The organism is Kaistia granuli DSM 23481 (assembly GCF_000380505.1).
GTDB lineage: Bacteria > Pseudomonadota > Alphaproteobacteria > Rhizobiales > Kaistiaceae > Kaistia > Kaistia granuli.
This window is the reverse complement of record NZ_AQYH01000002.1, coordinates 180,984-198,860: the sequence shown is the minus strand read 5'-3', so window position 1 is coordinate 198,860 and position 17,877 is coordinate 180,984. Positions and strand designations below refer to the sequence as shown.

The following is a 17,877-nucleotide window of genomic DNA, read 5'->3' as shown; positions in this document are numbered from 1 at the left end:
GGTCGGAGCGGAGCTCCGGGTGAGGGTTTAGGGAATTCTCCGGATGAGGCCGTAAACCCTCACCCGCCGGCCTGCGGCCGTCGACCTCTCCCTCAGCGAGAGGTGAAGATTGGCCGGCGATTCAAAACAACCGTATTCGGGGCCCTAAGCCACGCGCGCGTCCCGCTCGACCGCCCAGCAGGCGACTTCCGTCTCGCCGTGCCAGGTCAGCTCCGGCCGGTCGACGCGGCATTTGTCGAAGGCGAGCGGGCAGCGCGGATGGAAGGCGCAGCCGCGCGGCGGATTGAACGGCGACGGCAGTTCGCCCTTCAGGCGGATGCGCTCGCGCTGGCGCTCGGGATCGGCCATCGGCGTCGCCGAGAGCAGCGCCTGCGTATAGGGATGTAGCGGCTGCTCGAACAGCTTTTCACGGGGCGCGCGTTCGACGACACGGCCGAGATACATGACCAGGATCTCGTCGGCCATGTGCCGCACCACCGAGAGGCCGTGCGAGATGAACAGATAGGAGAGGCCGAGGCTCTCCTGCAGCTCGACCAGCAGGTTCAGCACCTGCGCCTGCACCGAGACGTCGAGCGCCGAGACCGGTTCGTCGAGGACCAGGATCTTCGGGCTGAGCATCAGCGCGCGGGCGATGGCGATGCGCTGGCGCTGGCCGCCGGAGAACATGTGCGGATAGCGGTTGGCATGCTCGGGCCGGAGGCCGACGCGCTTCAGCATGTCGAGCACGGCGGCCTTGCGGTCGGCGGCGCTCATCTCCTTGCGGTTGATGATCAGCGGTTCGGCCAGCGCGTCCAGGATCTTCTGGCGCGGATTGAGCGAGCCATAGGGGTTCTGGAAGACGATCTGCACTTCCGAGCGAAGCCGCTTCAGCGCCGCCTTGTCGGCCGTGACGATGTCGGTGTCGCCGATGACGAGGCGGCCCTCGCTCGGTTCCTCGATCATGGTGACGAGGCGGGCGAGGGTCGACTTGCCGCAGCCGGATTCACCGACGACAGCGAGTGTCTTGCCGGCTTCGAGCGTGAAGCTCGCCTCGGCCAGCGCCTTGATCGTGGCGGCCGGCTTGAAGGCGCCGCGATGCACCGAATAGAAGCGGGCGAGTTTCGAGGCTTCGAGGACGATGGGGGCGTTCACGCGGCGACCTCCCTGCCTTCGGGATGGGGATGGCCGATCGGCCTGCCATGCGTCAGCGGATAGTGGCAAAGGGCGAAGCCGGCGATGGCGCCCTGGCGCGGCGGCACCTTGGTGCGGCAGCGATCGGTGGCGAAGCGGCAGCGCGGTTCGAACAGGCAGGCCGGCGGCCGGTCGAACTGGCCGGGCACGACGCCGGGAATCGACGGCAGGCGCTTGCCCGTCGCCCGTTCCGGCAGGGCCGCGAGAAGCGCGGCCGTGTAGGGATGGTGCGGATCGGCGAAGAGCGGGCCGACCGGCTGCTCCTCGATCTTCTGGCCGGCATAGTGCACCGAGACGCGTTCGGCCGTCTCGGCGACGACGCCCATGTCATGGGTGATCAGCACCAGGCCGGTATCGGTCTCCCGCTGCAGCGAGACGAGCAGCTCGAGTATCTGCGCCTGGATGGTGACGTCGAGCGCCGTCGTCGGCTCGTCGGCGATGATCAGCTTCGGCCGGCATGCGAGCGCGATGGCAATCATCACGCGCTGGCTCATGCCGCCGGAAAGCTGGTGCGGGAAGGCGGAGAGCCGGCGTTCCGGGTCGGGGATACCGACAGCCTCGAGCAGCTCGATCGAGCGCTTGCGCCGCTCGCTCTTCGACAGGCCGAGATGCACCTTCAGGCTCTCGCCGATCTGGTAGCCGACCGTGAAGCACGGGTTCAGGCTCGACATCGGCTCCTGGAAGATCATCGCCATGTCCTTGCCGACCAGCTTGCGCCGCTCGCGCGGCGTCAGCGTCAGCAAATCGCGGCCGTCGAAGGAGAGCGTCTTGGCCGAGACGGTGGCGGTCCAGGGCAGCAGCCCCATCACCGCCAGCATGGCGACCGATTTGCCGGAGCCGCTCTCGCCGACGATGGCGAGGATCTCGCCGCGGTCGACGCTGAGCGAGACGCCGTCGACGGCGCGGAACTGGCCGGAGCCGGTCTTGAAGTCGACCGTCAGGTCGTTGATTTCGAGAAGCGGCACGGTCAGCTCCTCCGCATCTTCGGGTCGAGCGCGTCGCGCAACCCGTCGCCGACGAGATTGATCGAGAGCACGGTGATCAGGATGGCGACGCCCGGCGTCGTGACGATCCACGGCGCCGATTGCAGGAATTCGCGCGCCGAGGCGAGCATCGCGCCCCATTCGGGCGACGGCGGCTGGGCGCCGAGGCCGAGGAAGCCCAGCGCCGCCGCCTCGAGGATGGCGTTCGAGATGGTGAGCGCCGCCTGGACGATGATCGGCGCCATGCAGTTGGGCAGCACCGTCTTGAACATGATGCGGAGCGTGCCGGCGCCGCCGACGCGCGCCGCCGTTACATAGTCGCGCGTCTTCTCCTGCATCGCCGAGGCGCGCACGAGGCGGACGTAATAGGGCAGGTACACCACCGTGATGGCGATGATCGTGTTGGTCAGGCTCGGGCCGATGATGGCGACGATGACGATGGCGAGCAAAAGGCTCGGCACCGACAGGATGACGTCCATCGCCCGCATGATGACAATCGAGGGCCAGCCGGGTGCGAAGGCGGCGATCAGGCCGAGCACGATGCCGACCGCCATCGAGGCGACGACCACGGAAAGTCCGATGAACAGCGAGAGCCGGGCACCGAAGATCAGGCGCGAGAGCATGTCGCGGCCGATCTCGTCGGTGCCGAGCAGGAAGGCGGAATTGCCGCCTTCGACCCAGGCCGGCGGGATGCGGGTGAATTCGCGGAACTGCTCGTAGGGCGAATAGGGCGCGATGAAATTGGCGAAAACAGCGACGAAGACGAGCAGTGACAGCAGGATCAGCCCGACCAGCGCGGCGCGGTTCTCGGAGAAGTCGCGGAAGAAGGCGACGAACGGGCCGGGTGGCGCCTTGGCGACGGGGAGGGGGGAGACGACGCGGTCAGCGGGCATGGCGGATCCTCGGATTGAGCACGCCGTAGAGCAGGTCGACGAGAATGTTGATCAGGATGACGATGCCGGAGACGAGCAGGATGCCGCCCTGCAGCACCGGATAGTCGCGGCGGTTGATCGATTCGATCAGCCAGGAGCCGATGCCGGGCCAGGAGAAGATGTATTCCGTCAGTACAGCGCCGGCCATCAGCGCGCCGACCTGCAGGCCGATCACGGTGACGACCGGGATCAGCGCGTTGCGGAGCGCGTGCAGGCCGACCACCCGGAAGGGCGACAGGCCCTTCGCGCGTGCCGTGCGGACATAATCCTCGCCGAGGATCTCCAGCATGGCCGAGCGGGTCATGCGGGCGATGGTGGCGAGCGGGATGGTGCCGAGCACGATGGTCGGCAGGATCAGATGCGACACCGCCGAGCTGAACGCGCCTTCCTCGCCGGAGAGCCAGCTGTCGATCAGCATGAAGCCGGTGACGGGCTCGAAATAATACAAGAGGTCGATGCGGCCGGAGACCGGGGTCCAGCCGAGATTGACCGAGAAGAACAGCACCAGCAGCAGGCCCCACCAGAAGATCGGCATCGAGAAGCCGGTCAGCGCCGCGCCCATCAGCGTGTAGTCGACGAACGAGCCGCGCCGCGTCGCGGCGATGACGCCGGCCGGAATGCCGAGGATGGTGGCGAAGAGCATGGCGCAGATGGCGAGTTCCAGCGTCGCCGGGAACAGCGTCAGGAACTCGGTCAGGACCGGCGCATGGGTCGAGGTCGAGGTGCCGAAATTGCCGTGCGCGAGCTGCCAGAGATAGTCGAGGAACTGCTTCCAGACGGGCTGGTCGAGGCCGAGCTCATGCCGGAACTGGGCCAGCCGCTCCGGCGAGATGCCGCGTTCGCCCGTGCGGACCTCGATCGGGTCGCCGGGAACGAGGCGGATGGCGACGAAGGTCAGGAAGGCTATGGCGATGAAGGTCGGTATGACGAGCAGAACTCGCCGAACGATGAATCCGAGCATTTTGGGGACCCGTGGTGGGCGAGCGCACAGGATACGCCGCCTGGTCCAGACTTGATATCGGAGGCGGACGAACGGGCCGCCCGCCTCCGTACCGTGTGAGAGCTGCTACTTCAGCTCGACATTGGTGAACTCATGCCGGCCGAGCGGGCTGACCTTGTAGCCGCTGACCTCCTTGCGGGTGGGCTCGAACACGATCGAGTGGGCGATCGGCATCATCGGATAGTCGTCGTGCTGGATGACCTGCATCTCTTCATAGAGCTTGGTGCGCTCGGCCTTGTCGAACAGGGACTTCGCCTTGTTCAGACGGTCGTCGAACTCCTTGTTGCACCACTTGGAGAGGTTCTGGCCGCCCGGACGGGCCGCCTCGCAGGACAGCAGGAAGAAGAAGTTGTCCGGGTCGCCATTGTCGCCGGTCCAGCCGAGCTGGCCCATCTTGTGCTCGCCCGCCTGCATGCGCTTGCGGTACTCGCCCCATTCGTAGGAAACGAGGTTGGCCTTGATGTTCAGCTTGGCGAGGTCGGCCTGGATGATCTCGGCGACGCGCTTGGCGTTCGGATTGTACGGACGCTGCACCGGCATCCACCAGAGATCCGTCTCGAAGCCGCCCTCGAGGCCCGCTTCCTTCAGCAGCGCCTTGGCCTTCTCCGGGTCGTACTCATAGTCGACGACCTTGTCGTTGTAGCTCCAGATCGTCGGCGGGATCAGATTCTTGGCCGACTGGCCGGCGCCGAGATAGACGTCCTTGAGGATCGTGTCCTTGTCGATGGCGTGCGCCATCGCCAGGCGGACGCGCTTGTCGTCGAACGGCTTCTTCTCGACGTTGAAGGCGAGGTAGCCGATGTTGAGGCCGGCCTGCTGCAACAGGTTGACGTTCGGGTCCTTGCCGATCGCGTCCAGGTCGGACGGGTTCGGGTAGGCCATGATCTGGCATTCGCCCTTCTGCAGCTTCGACCAGCGCGCCGTCGGATCCTTGGTGATCGCGAAGACGAGGCCGTCGAGCTTCGGTGCGCCATCCCAATAATCCGGGAACGCCTTGAAGCGGATCACCGAATCCTTCTGGTAGGCGACGAAGGAGAACGGACCGGTGCCGACCGGAACCTGGTCGAGCTGTTCGGGCGTGCCGGCCTTCAGCATCGCATCGGCGAACTCGGCCGAGAAGATGGTGGCGAAATCCATCGCCAGATTGGCGAGGAAGGGCGCCTCGGGGCGGGTCAGCGTGAACTTGACCGTGTAGTCGTCGACCTTGTCGATCGACTTCAGCAGGTCGGGCATGCCCATGTCGTTGAAGTAGTCATACGCGCCGCCGGAGACCTTGTGGTACGGGTTGTCGGCCTTCCACTGGCGCTCGAACGAGAAGATCACGTCATCGGCGTTGAAGTCGCGCGTCGGGGTGAAGGTCTTGGTCGAATGGAACTTGACGCCCTTGCGCAGATGGAAGGTGATTTCCGTGCCGTCCGGGGAGATGTCCCACTTCTCGGCCAGCGCCGGGACGACATTCGTCGTGCCGGGCTCGAACTGCACCAGCTGGTTGAAGGCCGGGCGCGCTGCGTCGAGGGAGGTACCGGTGGTGTTGATCTGCGGGTTGAAATTCTCGGGACTGCCTTCCGAGCAATAGACGAGCGTCTTGGCTTCCGCGGCCGATGCGAGGCCTGTCACGAGCATTGTCGCCGCCAGCAGGCGGGCAAAAGTCTTCATGCTGAACTCCCCTGACATGCGCTTCCAAAGCGCTTTTAATCCGCCTCGCAGCTTGGGTTCCTTGCTGGAACCTCGAACAGGCGGGAAAGCCGCAGTCGAGCCGAGGCGCGACGGGATTGCAAGAGGGATTTTTGCCAGCTGATCAAGGATTGAGCACGCCGCGCACCTTGGCAACGATGGCGGCCGAGGAGCGCAGGTGGGATTCGAGCGTCAGGTCGGCGATGCGCGGCGTCAGCAGCAAATTGGGGACAGCGGCGAAGATCGAGCCGGCCTCGAAGGTCAGCGGCTCGGTCTCGAAGCCGTCGAAAGCGGCGCCGCGCAGGCGGTTGATCGCCAGCATGTTGGCGACCGCCGCCTCGTCGACGATACCGCCGCCGCCGACCGAGATCAGCACGGCGCCGGATTTGAGCCGCGACAGCGCGGTGGTGCCGAGCTTGCCGATGAATTCGGGCCGGGCCGGCAGGTGAACGCTGACGATATCGGCCTCGGCGAGCAGCGGCTCGAACTCCATCCGCTCGATGTCGTTCCAGACGGGATGGGTCGGCTTCAGATAGGGATCCCAGCCGACCACCCGCATGCCCAGCGCCCGGGCGCGGGTCGCCGCGGCGCGGGCACCGAAATCGAGGCCGACAAGGCCGAGGGTGCGGCCGCCGATCTCGCGGCCGACCAGATGGCCGCGCGGCCATTTGCCGGCCATCACGTCGCGGGCCGAGAAGAAGGCACCGCGCATCAGCATCATGGCGCTGGCGATGACATATTCGCCGATGGCGTCGGCCATCATGTCGGGGGCGCGGACGATCGACACGCCGCGCGCCTCGCAGCTCAGCATGTCGATATTGTCGGAGACGGCGCCGATCTGGCCTACGACGCGGAGATCGGTCGCCCGCGCGATCAGCGGGATGTCGACGACCGTGCGGTCACGGATCAGGAGGGCCCGCGCCTGGCGCATGACCTTGGTCAACGCCGGCGGGTCCATGCCCAGCGTCGGTTCGTAGAGAACGTCGAAGTCGCGGGAGAGATCCGCGACCGCGTTTCTGTGCATGAATTCGGAAATGACGATGTCGACCACGCCCGCCCCCGGACATGCGCTCAGGCCAATGCTGTCGCAATGCAACGCATGCTAGCAACAGTCAGCCGACATGCCCAAGGGTTTTCCGAAGGTTCCCGATTATTCAGGCAGGCTTCTTCCAGAGCCGGCCGAGATCGAAGCGGGCCATCTCCTCGAGCAGCTCGACGAAGGCGGTGGCCTGATAGTCGACCATCATCTTGCCGCGCTCGGCGGTGGCGCGCGAGGCGTTGCCGACGGCGCCCTTCGGGTTCAGATCCTGCGCCTTCCAGGCCATCCGCGCCGGGGCGCCATGGAAGCGCAGGCGCTTGAATTCCTGCAGCAGATCGAGCTGGGTCGAGCGGAAATCCTCGGCCTTTTCCATCTTCACCAGGTCAGGCCGGAAATGCAGCATGATCGAGGTTTCGACGTCGCCGCCATGGATGCCGTAGAGATATTCCTCCGAAGGCACCAGGCCTTCCGGCTCGCCGACGGCGGTCCAGCCGGTGCAGACGACCAGCATGTCGTATTTGATGCGCAGCTCGCGCGCGATGATCTCGGCGGCCGGGATGTTGCCGCCATGCGAGGTGACGAGGACCAGCTTGCGCACACCGGCGCGGGCGATGCTGTCGCCGATCTCCATCCACATGCGGATGACCGTGTCCCAGGAGAAGGTCAGCGTGCCGGGCGAGGAGATGTGCTCGTTAGACTTGCCGATCGACTGCAGCGGCAGGAAGGTCGCCGGCAGGCCCTCGGGCAGCAGTTCGATGACCCGCTTCATCATCCCTTCGCCGATGCAGGCATCGGTGAAGACAGGCAGATGCGGGCCGTGCTGCTCGATGGCGCAGATCGGCAGGACCGCGATCCAGTCCTTGTCGCCGCCCTGAAAATCGGGGGCCTGCATTTCGTGCCAATAGGGGCGGGGAAGGGTCATCGTCGCGCTCTTTCTGATCGCTTGTTTTGCTCCCTCCCCCTTGTGGGGAGGGGCGGGGTGGGGGTACCAGCGCCGGCCTCTGGCCTTGGCGATACTTAAGAAGAGTAGGCCAGTCTTTCGAGTGGGAGGAGGTACCCCCTCCCTGACCCTCCCCACAAGGGGGAGGGAATCCGCCTGCGCCTTCATCGGCTTCAGAGATTCTCCAGAAACTGTTTCGAAGCCTGATGATGTTCGTGGCGGAGTTTTGCCACGTCGACGCCGACCGGCTGGCCGTCCTCGACCCGCCACTCGCCCTTCACCATGACGCGATCGGCCGCATGGGCGCCGCAGAGCACGAGGGCGGCGATCGGATCGCCGGCGCCGGAAAAGCGCAACTCGTCGAGCGACCAGAAGGCGAGGTCGGCCTGCTTGCCCACGGCGATGGCGCCAATGTCGTCGCGGCCGAGGCAGCGCGCCGATCCCTCGCTCGCCCAGCGCAGCGCATCCCGGTCCGTCACTGCCTCGGCGCCATAGCGCAGCCTGCCGATCATCAGCGCGTGGCGGGCGGCCTCGATCAGGTTGGAATTGTCGTTCGAGGCGGAGCCGTCGACGCCAAGGCCGACGGGCGAGCCCGCCGCTTCCAGCTCCTTCGTCCGGCAGATGCCGGAGGCGAGCACCATGTTCGAGGTCGGGCAATGACAGATGCCGACGCCGTGGCGGCCGAGCTTCTGAACCTCGCCATCGTCGAAATGGATGCCGTGCGCCAGCCAGGTGCGCTCCGACAACCAGCCGCATTCCTCCAGATAGTCGACCGCCGACATGCCGTGCTTCTCGCGGGCGAAGTCGGCCTCCTGCTTCGTCTCGACCAGATGGGTATGCAGGCGGCAATCGTGCTTCTCGGCGAGCGCCGCCGTCTCGCGCATCAGCCGCATCGAAACGTCGAAGGGCGCGCAGGGGGCCAGCGCCACGCGGGTCATCGCGCCGTCCGAGCGGTCGTGGTAGCGGCCGATGACGCGCTCGCAATCGGCCAGGATCGTATCCGTGTCCTGCGTCGCGCCGCCAGGAGCGACCGCCTGGCTGTCGTCGCCGGCCTTGTCGCCGACAACGTCGAGCGCGCCGCGCGCCAGAGTCATCCGGATGCCGACCGCCGCCGCTTCTTCCGCCTCGATGTCGAGCGCGTGCTCGAGCCCGGCCGGGAACATGTAGTGGTGGTCGGAAGCGCAGGTGCAGCCCGACATCAGCAGTTCCGTCGCCGACAGGCGGGCGGCGAGACGGAAATTGCCGGCGTTCACATGCCGGGTCCAGACCGGATAGAGCGCCTCGATCCACGGCCAGAGCGACTTGTTGATCGCCTTCGGGTGGGCGCGGGTCATCGTCTGGAAGAAATGATGATGCGTGTTGACGAGGCCGGGCGTCACGACATGGCGCGAGGCGTCGAAGATCCGCTGGACCGGGTGAACCGGCTCGGCGCCCTTGCCGACCAGTTCGGCGATGCGGCCGTCCGCGACGACGACGCCACGCTCCGCGCCATCCGCGAGCGCGGCGATCGGATCCTTCAGCCAGACTCGCTCCGCAGCGATCGTCATGACGCTCCGTTCCCTCAGTCGGCCCTGGCGGCGACGGCCTCGATCTCGACCAGGAATTCCGGCCGCGTGAAGCCCGAGACGATGTAGAGCGTCGAGGCCGGCAGCGGCTCGCCGACGAAGCGGTCGCGCACATTCATGTAGCGGCGCATGTCCTCGCGCTTGGTGACGAAGGCGTTCAGGCGAACGATGTCGGACAGATCCATGCCGCCTTCGGCGAGGATCGAGCGGATGTTCTCGAAGCAGATCTCGGCCTGTTCCTCGATGTCTTCCGGCACGCTGTCGTCGCTGCGGATGCCAAGCTGGCCGGAGGTGAAGATCAGCCGGCTGCCGGCCGGGGCCTGGACGCCGTGGCTGTAGCGGCCGAAGGGCGGGCGGATGTCCTTTGGGGTCAGCGGGGCGTTCATCCGATCAAAACTCCGAGTTCGGCACGAGGGGGGAGAAGGGTAGGGGGGCGACCGCGTTGCTGGCAAGGCCGGGCCGGCCCGCGCCATCGACATTCTCCACCGCGGCGTTTCGACAGAAGCGCTCAATTTCCTGGCCTCTGCCGCTATCTTGAGCAGAGTTCGTCGCATAATATGCCGCCACTTCCCGACGCCTGAGCGGACGGTAGGCTTGGCGCAGGCGCGTAGAGTTCCGGCGTGGCATGTGTCTTGCGACGGCGGAGCCCGATCGACGGGCCAGGAAGGCGACGAGCCGGATGAAACGACTCGGGAAGAACAAGGGGTGCGACCGCTGGGGCTGTCGCGACAAGGGGAAGGCGTAGAACGACATGACATCGCTCAGGACAAGGTTCATCGGCTTGGCGGCCGGCGCAGCGGCAGTGGCTTTTTCGGGCCAGGCCTTCGCGCTCGACGAAGTCAGCTTCGGCACCAACTGGCTGGCGCAGGCCGAGCATGGCGGCTTCTACCAGGCCGTCGCCGATGGTACCTATGAGAAGCATGGCCTCAAGGTCACGATCGTGCAGGGTGGACCGCAGGCGGCCAACCGCCAGCTGATGCTCGCCGGCAAGACGACGTTCAACATGGCCGGCAACATGATCGAGACCTTCTCGGCCGTTGCCGAGGAAATTCCGCTGGTCGAGGTCGCTGCGATCTTCCAGAAGGAGCCGCAGGTCATCATCGCCCATCCGGACGTCGACAAGTTCGAGGACCTGGCCAAGCTCGACACGCTGCTTCTGTCGAAGGACGGCTATGCCTCCTACTTCCAGTGGATGAAGTCGGCCTTCCCGGGCTTCCGCGACGAGCAGTTCAAGCCCTACACCTTCAATCCGGCGCCGTTCCTGGCCGATCCGAAGTCGGCTCAGCAGGGCTACATCACCTCCGAGCCGTTCGAGATCGCCAAGCAGGCCGATTTCACGCCGAAGCTGTTCCTGCTCGCCGACCAGGGCTTCAGCACCTATGCGACCCTGATCGAGGGCACGCAGGAATTCGTGGCGGCCAACCCCGACATCACGCAGCGCTTCGTCGATGCCTCGATCGAGGGCTGGTACAATTATCTCTATGGCGATAACACGGCCGCCAACGAGCTGATCAAGAAGGACAATCCGGAAATCACGGACGAGCAGATCGCCTATTCCATCAAGACGATGAAGGAATACGGCCTGGTCGATTCCGGCGACACGCTCGAGAAGGGCATCGGCTGCATGACCGATGAGCGGGTCAAGGACTTCTACGACAAGATGGTCAAGGCCGGTGTCGTCAAGCCGGACCTCGACTATTCGAAGTATTACACGACGCAATTCGTCTGCAAGAAGGTCGGAATGGACCTGAAGAAGTAGGTCGTCCGAACCGATACGGAGCCGCGCGGCTCCAGGCATTGCCGGGCTCGTCCCGGCAATGCCGTTGTTGAATGGTGGCGCGTTTCGCCACTTTAGTTGAGGAAACGGTATTCTTGTCTCTCGCAACCAGTAGCCCGCCATCCGCCGCGCCCGGACGGCCCATCGTTCGTCTCGAACACATCTCGAAGACGTTTTCGAACGGCACGATCGCGCTGAAGGACATGTCGCTGACGATCCGCGCCGGCGAGTTCATCAGCCTTCTCGGCCCGTCTGGTTGTGGCAAGTCGACCGCGCTCAGGATGCTGGCCGGGCTCGGGGAACCGTCCTCGGGCAGCATCGTCTGGCCCGACGACAAGGCGGCGAGCAAGGGCAGCGAGGGCGAGATCGGCTTCGTGTTCCAGGAGCCGACGCTGATGCCGTGGGCGACGGTGTTCAAGAATGTCTGGCTGCCGCTGCGGCTGAAGGGCATCTCGAAGGAGGCTGCCCGTCCGCGCGTCATGGAAGCGCTGGAGATGGTCGGCCTCGACAAGTTCGTCGATTCCTATCCGCGCGAACTGTCAGGCGGCATGAAGATGCGCGTCTCGATCGCCCGCGCGCTGGTGACGCGCCCGCGCATCCTGCTGATGGACGAGCCCTTCGCGGCGCTGGACGAGATCACCCGCCAGAAGCTCAACGACGACCTGCTCCGGCTCTGGGAGCAGTTCGGCTGGACCATCGTCTTCGTCACCCATTCGGTTTTCGAATCCGTCTACCTGTCGAGCCGCATCGTCGTCATGGCCGCCCGCCCGGGCCGCGTCATCGACGAGATCGACGTCGACGCCCCGCATCCGCGTGGCATCGGCTTCCGCACCTCGCAGGCCTATGGCGAATATTGCCGCCGGACTTCGGAATCCCTTCTTTCCGCCATCGGAGCGGCTGACCACCTATGACCAGCATCGACCAGGGCCCCGCCGCGGCCGAGACCTCGCCGGCGGCTGCCCATGAAGACACCCCGGCCGCGCCGATTCCGACCATGCCGGTGAGCGAGCGCATCCTCCGGATCCTCATCCCGCTCGTGATGCTGGCCATGCTGATCGGCCTCTGGGCCTGGTATGTCGCGGCCTACAACATCCCGAAATACATTCTGCCCGGCCCGGATCTCGTCGCCCAGTCGCTGGTCAAGGACTGGCCGATCCTCGGCATGGCGCTGCTGGTGACGCTGAAGATCACCTTCGCGGCGCTGGCGATCGCGCTGGTCGGCGGCGTCGCGCTGGCGATCCTGCTCACCTCGTCGAAATGGATCGAGCTGGCGCTGTCGCCTTACATGGTCATCCTGCAGGTGACGCCGGTCGTCGCCATCGCGCCGCTCATCCTGATCTACGCGCCGTCGACCCAGTCGGCGCTCCTGATCTGCGCCTGGATCGTCGCCTTCTTCCCGGTTCTGTCCAACACGACGCAGGGCCTGAAGAGCACGGACCACAATCTGCTCAACCTGTTCGAGCTCTATGGCGCCAGCCGCTGGCAGACCATGATCCACCTGAAGCTGCCGGCGGCACTGCCCTATTTCCTCGCGGGTCTGCGGATCGCCGGTGGCCTGGCGCTGATCGCCGCCGTGGTGGCTGAGTTCGCGGCGGGTTCGGCCGGCGCCGGCTCCGGCCTCGCCTTCCGCCTGCTCGAATCGCAGTATCGCCTCAACATTCCCCGCCTGTTCGCGGCGCTGATCCTGCTCTGCGCCACCGGCGTGGTGATCTACGGCGCCACCAGCCTGATTTCTCATCTGCTTCTGCGCCGGTGGCACGAAAGCGCGATCCGGCGGGAGAATTGAGATGGTGACGGGCTTCGCCGCGGTCCCGAAGGCGGATCGCTACGTGCTCGCCAATGCGACGCTGCCCTCCGTCACTGTCGACGGCTTCGATGGCCGCGATGCCGGCGAGGGGCTGATGCGCGCCGACATCGTCGTTTCGAACGGCAGGATCGAGGCGCTGCGGCCGGCCGGCAGCGTCACCGACCTGCCGGCGCTCGATCTCGATCACGGCCAGGTCTGGCCCTGCTTCGTCGACATGCATACCCATCTCGACAAGGGCCATATCTGGTCGCGCCGCGAGAATCCGTCGGGCAGCTTCGCCGATGCGTTGGCGGCGGTCGACGCCGATCGCAATGCCCACTGGACGACGGAAGACGTGCGGGCGCGGATGGAGTTCGCGCTCCGCTCCGCCTATGCGCATGGCACGAGGCTGATCCGCACGCATATCGACTGCGTGCCGCCGCAATTCCCGGCTTCCTGGCCGGCCTTCGCCGAGGCGCGCGACGCCTGGGCCGGCCGCGTCGACCTGCAGGGCGTGGCGCTGTCGCCGATCGAGCTCTATCTCGACGAGACGGTGCGGGCGCGGCTGACCGAGACGGTTTCCGCCTATGGCGGCGTCATCGGCGGCTTCACCTACATGATCCCCGGCCTCGACACGGCGCTCGACCATCTCTTCGCCATGGCGTCCGAGAACGGCTTCGACATCGACCTGCATGTCGACGAGACGGCCGATCCAAATGCACGCTCGCTGAAGGCGATCGCGGAAGCCGCGATCCGCACGGACTATCAGGGCCAGGTGACCGTCGGCCATTGCTGCTCGCTCGCCCGCCAGGACGAGGACGAGGCCGACCGCACGATGGATCTTGTCGCCGAGGCCGGCCTCGCCGTCGTCTCGCTGCCGATGTGCAATCTCTATCTGCAGGACCGCCATCCCGGTCGCACGCCGCGCTGGCGCGGCGTCACGCTGCTCTCCGAGATGGAGGAGCGCGGCATCCTTACCGCCGTTGCTTCCGACAACACGCGCGATCCGTTTTACGCCTATGGAGATCTCGACGCCGTCGAGGTGTTCCGCGAGGCGGTCAGGATCCTGCATCTCGACCATCCGCTGGATGGCGCTGCCCGCGTTGTCACCACCAACCCCGCCGCCATCCTGCGCCGTCCCGATGTCGGGCGGATCCGGGTCGGCGATCCCGCCGATCTGGTCCTGTTCCGGGCCAGGAGCTGGTCGGAATTCCTGTCGCGACCGCAATCCGATCGGATCGTTTTGCGCTATGGCAAGGCGATCGACCGGACACTGCCCGATTATCGCGAACTCGATTCCCTGTTTGGACACTGATCATGGCTCATCAATTCAGAAATGACCTCGCTGCGCTGAAGGCGGATCTCGACGGCATCGCGATCGAGGAGAACCCGGCGCTGGTGAAGCAGAAGAGCCGCGATTTCTTCTGGTACTCGCCGGTCCTGAAGGCCCAGCTCGATCACGTCACGGCCGACCTGGTCGCGACGCCGAAGGACGAGGCGGAAGTGATCCGCATCCTCAAGGCCGCCTTCAAGCATGACGTTCCCGTCACGCCGCGCGGCACCGGCACCGGCAATTACGGCCAGGCGATGCCGCTTTCCGGTGGCCTGATCCTGAACCTCGCCGACATGAACAAGGTCAAGGCGATCTATCCCGGCCGCGTCATCGCCGAGCCGGGCGTCGTCGTCGCCCAGCTCGATGCCGAGACGAAGGCGCATTCCGGCCAGGAACTGCGGCTGCACCCCTCGACTGCCAAGACGGCAACGATCGGCGGCTTCATCGCCGGCGGCTCCGGCGGCGTCGGTTCGATCCGCTGGGGCGGCCTGCGCGACATCGGCAACGTGCTCAGGCTGCGCGTCGTCACCATGGAGGCGGAGCCCCGCATTCTCGAGCTGACCGGCTGGGAACTGCACAAGGTGATGCACGCCTATGGCACCAACGGCATCATCACCGAGGTCGAGATGCCGCTGACCACCGCCTATGACTGGGTCGACATCCTGGTCGGCTTCGACGACTACATGGATTCGGTGCGCTATGCCGACAGCGTCGGCAATGCCGACGGCCTGATGATCAAGGAACTCGCCACAGTCGCGGCGCCGATCCCCTACGACTATTTCCTGCGCCACCAGAAGTTTCTGAAGCCCGGCCAGTCGCTGGCGATCGTCTCGGTCGCGCCGCACGCGGTCGACGCCTTCGTCGCCTTCACGTCGCGCAGCAAGGGCGAGATCGTCTTCCGCTCGGACACGGCCACCGATCTGAAGGGCCTGCCGCCCAATTACGAGCTCGGCTGGAACCACACCACGCTGCGGGCGATCCGCGTCGATCCGTCGATCACCTATCTGCAGTCGATGTATCCGCCGCCGCACCACATCGAGAAGATCGAGGCGCTGACCAAGCTGTTCGGCGACGAGGTGCCCGGCCATCTCGAATTCGTCCGCTTCGACGGCAAGATCACGCCGATGGGCCTGCCGATGGTGCGCTACACCACCGAGGAGCGGCTGGACGAGATCATCCGGATCCACGAGGAGCACGGCTGCCCGATCTTCAATCCGCACCGCTACACGCTGGAGGAGGGCGGCATGAAGCAGACCGACCTCGCCCAGCTCGCCTTCAAGCGCGAGGCGGATCCGAAGGGCCTGCTCAACCCTGGCAAGATGATCGCCTGGGAAGATCCGGACTTCGATTTCGAATCGACCAAGACCTTCCTGTTCCCGGGCATGCGAGCCGTCGGCTGAAATGCGGGTATTGGTGCTCTACGCGCATCCCGTTGAAACGAGCTTCCAGGCGGCGGTGCACAGCACCGTCGTCGAGGCTCTGGGGCGCGCGGGGCATCAGGTCGACGATTGCGACCTCTATGCCGAGGGCTTCGATCCGGTGCTGTCGCGGCAGGAGCGGATCGACTATCACGACGTCGCCGTCAATCGGCGCAATGTCGACGCCTATGTCGAGCGCGTCAGCCAGGCCGAAGCGCTCGTCCTCTGCTACCCGGTCTGGAATTTCGGCTTTCCGGCGATCCTGAAGGGCTTCTTCGACCGGGTGTTCCTGCCCGGCGTGTCGTTCCGGATGGAGAACGGCAAGGCGGTCGGCAATCTCAGGCATATCCGCAAGCTCGCGGCGATCGCCACCTATGGCGGTGCGCGCTGGCGGGCGCTCGTCGTCGGCGATCCGCCCCGGCGCAGCGTCAAGCGCGTGCTGCGCGCGCAGATCGGCTCGCTCGGCCGGGTACCTATCTCGCTCACTACGACATGAACCGCTCGACGGAAGCGACGCGATCGGCGTTTCTGAAGCGCGTATCGATGGAAATGGGACGCTTCTAGGCTCATGCGCGCACTTGTCGTTTTCGCTCATCCCGTGCCCGAAAGTTTCGGCGCCGCTGTCCGCGACACGGTCCTGGCGGCGCTGCGCCGGTCGGGCCACGAGGTTCGCCTGCTCGACCTCTACGCCTGCGGCTTCGATCCGGTCATGCGGGCGGAGGAGCGGCGCGTCTACAATGATCCGGGCGTCAACGAGCTGCCGATCGCCGAGCATCTCGCCCACATCAAATGGTGCGAGATCCTCGTCTTCGTCTATCCGACCTGGTGGTTCAGCCCGCCGGCCATGCTGAAGGGTTGGCTGGAGCGGGTCTGGGTGCCGCATGCCACCTTCGTGATGCCGACAGCGACGCATGGCGCGCGGCCGGGCATGACCAATATCCGCAAGCTCGCCGTGGTGACGACCTGCGGCGCGACCTGGATGCTGTCGAAATTCGTCGGCGAGCCGGGAAGGCGCATTCTCCTGCGCGGCATTCGCACCCTCTGCCATCCGCTCTGCCGCACCAGCTACATGGCGCACTACAAGATGGACAGCTCCACGCCAGAGAGCCGGGCGCGCTACCTCGCCAAGGTCGATCGCAAGATCGGCCGGCTGTAGGGCCGGCGCTCCCTCAAACTCGCTGTCATCCCCGCGAAGGCGGGGATCCACGCGGCCGTGGCCTCGCCGCGCGAAACACCCAGCGACCCGGCTGAATGGATCCCGGGTCTACGCCCGGGATGACGGAGCGTTCCGACCCATCGACAGATAGCCGACGCGGTTCACCTCTCCCCGTGGGAGAGGTGATGGATCGCGTTGGTGCTAGCTCCCGTCAGCGCGCCAGCAGCCGCTCCAGCTCGGGGCGGAATTCGTCGGCGATATCGGGCCGATCGAGCGCGAAGGCGACGTTCGCCGCCAGGAAGCCGACCTTGTTGCCGCAGTCATAGGTCTGGCCGTCGAAGCGGCAGCCGTAGAAATACTGGCGGTCCATCAGGCGCAGCATGGCGTCGGTCAGCTGGATCTCGTTGCCGGCGCCCTTTTCCTGCTTCGACAGGAGGTCGAAGATCTGCGGCTGCAGGATGTAGCGGCCGTTGATGTAGAGATTGGACGGTGCGACTTCCGGCTTCGGTTTTTCGACCATGGCGTTGATGCGGAAGGCGGGGCCGCCGATCTCGGAGCCGATGCCGACAATGCCGTACTGATGGGTCTGGGCCGGGTCGCATTCCTCGACGGCGAGGACGTTGCCGCCCCATTCCTCATAGACCTTGACCATCTGCTTCAGGCAGCCCGGCTCGCCCTTCATGACCATGTCGGGCAGCAGCACGGCGAACGGCTCGTTGCCGATCATCTCGCGGGCGCACCAGACGGCATGGCCAAGGCCGAGCGGCACCTGCTGGCGGGTGAAGGAGGTCGAGCCCGGCTTCGGCAGGTCCTTGGCGAGCAGGTTGAGCGCGTCCTTCTTGCCGCGGTCGGTCAGCGTCGCTTCCAGCTCGTACTGGACGTCGAAATGGTCTTCGATGACCGCCTTGTTGCGGCCCGTGACGAAAATCAGATGCTCGATGCCGGCTTCGCGCGCTTCGTCGACGGCATACTGGATCAGCGGACGATCGACGACCGTCAGCATCTCCTTCGGCATGGCTTTGGTCGCGGGCAGGAAGCGGGTGCCAAGACCGGCAACAGGAAATACGGCCTTGCGAATCTTCGGGTTCATAGACGCCTCACGGA

At 65.7% G+C, this 17,877-nt stretch carries 16 protein-coding genes and 1 pseudogene; 7 read left to right on the top strand and 10 right to left on the bottom strand.

The annotated features are described in order from the left end of the window. Positions 1 to 144: 144 nt before the first annotated feature. The 9 genes from G342_RS0102030 to G342_RS0101990 all read right to left on the bottom strand — a co-directional run bounded on the left by G342_RS0102030 (position 145) and on the right by G342_RS0101990 (position 9,689). Positions 145 to 1,131 carry a dipeptide ABC transporter ATP-binding protein gene (locus G342_RS0102030; protein WP_018181435.1) on the bottom strand — a complete coding sequence of 329 codons (987 nt, stop codon included), beginning with the start codon at positions 1,129 to 1,131 and terminating at the stop codon, positions 145 to 147. Further along, on the bottom strand, positions 1,128 to 2,135 hold the full coding sequence (locus G342_RS0102025) for an ABC transporter ATP-binding protein (RefSeq protein WP_018181434.1): 1,008 nt from the start codon (positions 2,133 to 2,135) through the stop codon (positions 1,128 to 1,130). Before G342_RS0102025 ends, G342_RS0102030 begins: the two co-directional genes overlap by 4 nt. A 2-nt stretch (positions 2,136 to 2,137) precedes the next feature. Next, positions 2,138 to 3,046: an ABC transporter permease subunit gene (locus G342_RS0102020; protein ID WP_018181433.1), complete on the bottom strand. Its 909-nt coding sequence runs from the start codon at positions 3,044 to 3,046 to the stop codon at positions 2,138 to 2,140. Next, positions 3,036 to 4,046: an ABC transporter permease subunit gene (locus G342_RS0102015; RefSeq protein ID WP_018181432.1), complete on the bottom strand. Its 1,011-nt coding sequence runs from the start codon at positions 4,044 to 4,046 to the stop codon at positions 3,036 to 3,038. Before G342_RS0102015 ends, G342_RS0102020 begins: the two co-directional genes overlap by 11 nt. 105 nt (positions 4,047 to 4,151) lie before the next feature. After that, positions 4,152 to 5,741: an ABC transporter substrate-binding protein gene (locus tag G342_RS0102010; RefSeq protein WP_018181431.1), complete on the bottom strand. Its 1,590-nt coding sequence runs from the start codon at positions 5,739 to 5,741 to the stop codon at positions 4,152 to 4,154. Positions 5,742 to 5,883: 142 nt separating this feature from the next. Continuing rightward, positions 5,884 to 6,810 (bottom strand): NAD(P)-dependent oxidoreductase, encoded by a 927-nt coding sequence (locus tag G342_RS0102005; RefSeq protein ID WP_018181430.1) that lies wholly within the window; start codon positions 6,808 to 6,810, stop codon positions 5,884 to 5,886. Positions 6,811 to 6,913: 103 nt separating this feature from the next. Continuing rightward, the gene (locus G342_RS0102000; protein ID WP_040878021.1) at positions 6,914 to 7,720 is read right to left on the bottom strand and encodes a creatininase family protein; all 807 of its coding nucleotides are present in this window, start codon (positions 7,718 to 7,720) and stop codon (positions 6,914 to 6,916) included. Between the two features lie 191 nt (positions 7,721 to 7,911). Continuing rightward, positions 7,912 to 9,285: an 8-oxoguanine deaminase gene (locus tag G342_RS0101995; RefSeq protein ID WP_018181428.1), complete on the bottom strand. Its 1,374-nt coding sequence runs from the start codon at positions 9,283 to 9,285 to the stop codon at positions 7,912 to 7,914. 14 nt (positions 9,286 to 9,299) lie between these two features. Beyond that, the gene (locus G342_RS0101990; protein ID WP_018181427.1) at positions 9,300 to 9,689 is read right to left on the bottom strand and encodes a RidA family protein; all 390 of its coding nucleotides are present in this window, start codon (positions 9,687 to 9,689) and stop codon (positions 9,300 to 9,302) included. A 365-nt stretch (positions 9,690 to 10,054) separates the two neighbouring features. Here G342_RS0101990 and G342_RS0101985 point away from each other — a divergent pair, with 365 nt between their 5' ends. The 7 genes and pseudogenes from G342_RS0101985 (at position 10,055) to G342_RS0101955 (ending at position 16,773) form a co-directional block, all read left to right on the top strand. After that, the gene (locus tag G342_RS0101985; RefSeq protein ID WP_051094045.1) at positions 10,055 to 11,062 is read left to right on the top strand and encodes an ABC transporter substrate-binding protein; all 1,008 of its coding nucleotides are present in this window, start codon (positions 10,055 to 10,057) and stop codon (positions 11,060 to 11,062) included. 113 nt (positions 11,063 to 11,175) lie between these two features. Beyond that, positions 11,176 to 11,991: an ABC transporter ATP-binding protein gene (locus tag G342_RS0101980; protein ID WP_018181424.1), complete on the top strand. Its 816-nt coding sequence runs from the start codon at positions 11,176 to 11,178 to the stop codon at positions 11,989 to 11,991. Continuing rightward, the gene (locus tag G342_RS0101975) at positions 11,988 to 12,866 is read left to right on the top strand and encodes an ABC transporter permease (RefSeq protein WP_018181423.1); all 879 of its coding nucleotides are present in this window, start codon (positions 11,988 to 11,990) and stop codon (positions 12,864 to 12,866) included. Before G342_RS0101980 ends, G342_RS0101975 begins: the two co-directional genes overlap by 4 nt. Before the next feature lies 1 nt (position 12,867). Beyond that, positions 12,868 to 14,181, top strand: coding sequence for a cytosine deaminase (locus tag G342_RS0101970; protein WP_018181422.1), 1,314 nt, complete (start codon positions 12,868 to 12,870; stop codon positions 14,179 to 14,181). Between the two features lie 2 nt (positions 14,182 to 14,183). Next, positions 14,184 to 15,599 (top strand): FAD-binding oxidoreductase, encoded by a 1,416-nt coding sequence (locus tag G342_RS0101965; protein WP_018181421.1) that lies wholly within the window; start codon positions 14,184 to 14,186, stop codon positions 15,597 to 15,599. Position 15,600: 1 nt separating this feature from the next. Beyond that, positions 15,601 to 16,181, top strand: a pseudogene (locus G342_RS22945) (NAD(P)H-dependent oxidoreductase). Between the two features lie 4 nt (positions 16,182 to 16,185). After that, complete coding sequence (locus G342_RS0101955) at positions 16,186 to 16,773, top strand: NAD(P)H-dependent oxidoreductase (protein WP_018181420.1); 588 nt, start codon at positions 16,186 to 16,188, stop codon at positions 16,771 to 16,773. 211 nt (positions 16,774 to 16,984) lie between these two features. Here G342_RS0101955 and galU read toward each other — a convergent pair whose 3' ends face one another. Further along, the gene (galU, locus tag G342_RS0101950) at positions 16,985 to 17,863 is read right to left on the bottom strand and encodes a UTP--glucose-1-phosphate uridylyltransferase GalU (protein WP_018181419.1); all 879 of its coding nucleotides are present in this window, start codon (positions 17,861 to 17,863) and stop codon (positions 16,985 to 16,987) included. Positions 17,864 to 17,877: the final 14 nt, after the last annotated feature.

Coding starts and splice junctions, on each gene's coding strand:
- G342_RS0102020 (WP_018181433.1), bottom strand. CDS start 3,046: ATGCCCGCTGACCGCGTCGTCTCCCCCCTCCCCGTCGCCAAGGCGCCA.
- G342_RS0102015 (WP_018181432.1), bottom strand. CDS start 4,046: ATGCTCGGATTCATCGTTCGGCGAGTTCTGCTCGTCATACCGACCTTC.
- G342_RS0102010 (WP_018181431.1), bottom strand. CDS start 5,741: ATGAAGACTTTTGCCCGCCTGCTGGCGGCGACAATGCTCGTGACAGGC.
- G342_RS0102000 (WP_040878021.1), bottom strand. CDS start 7,720: ATGACCCTTCCCCGCCCCTATTGGCACGAAATGCAGGCCCCCGATTTT.
- G342_RS0101995 (WP_018181428.1), bottom strand. CDS start 9,285: ATGACGATCGCTGCGGAGCGAGTCTGGCTGAAGGATCCGATCGCCGCG.
- G342_RS0101990 (WP_018181427.1), bottom strand. CDS start 9,689: ATGAACGCCCCGCTGACCCCAAAGGACATCCGCCCGCCCTTCGGCCGC.
- G342_RS0101985 (WP_051094045.1), top strand. CDS start 10,055: ATGACATCGCTCAGGACAAGGTTCATCGGCTTGGCGGCCGGCGCAGCG.
- G342_RS0101975 (WP_018181423.1), top strand. CDS start 11,988: ATGACCAGCATCGACCAGGGCCCCGCCGCGGCCGAGACCTCGCCGGCG.
- G342_RS0101970 (WP_018181422.1), top strand. CDS start 12,868: ATGGTGACGGGCTTCGCCGCGGTCCCGAAGGCGGATCGCTACGTGCTC.
- G342_RS0101965 (WP_018181421.1), top strand. CDS start 14,184: ATGGCTCATCAATTCAGAAATGACCTCGCTGCGCTGAAGGCGGATCTC.
- G342_RS0101955 (WP_018181420.1), top strand. CDS start 16,186: ATGCGCGCACTTGTCGTTTTCGCTCATCCCGTGCCCGAAAGTTTCGGC.
- galU (WP_018181419.1), bottom strand. CDS start 17,863: ATGAACCCGAAGATTCGCAAGGCCGTATTTCCTGTTGCCGGTCTTGGC.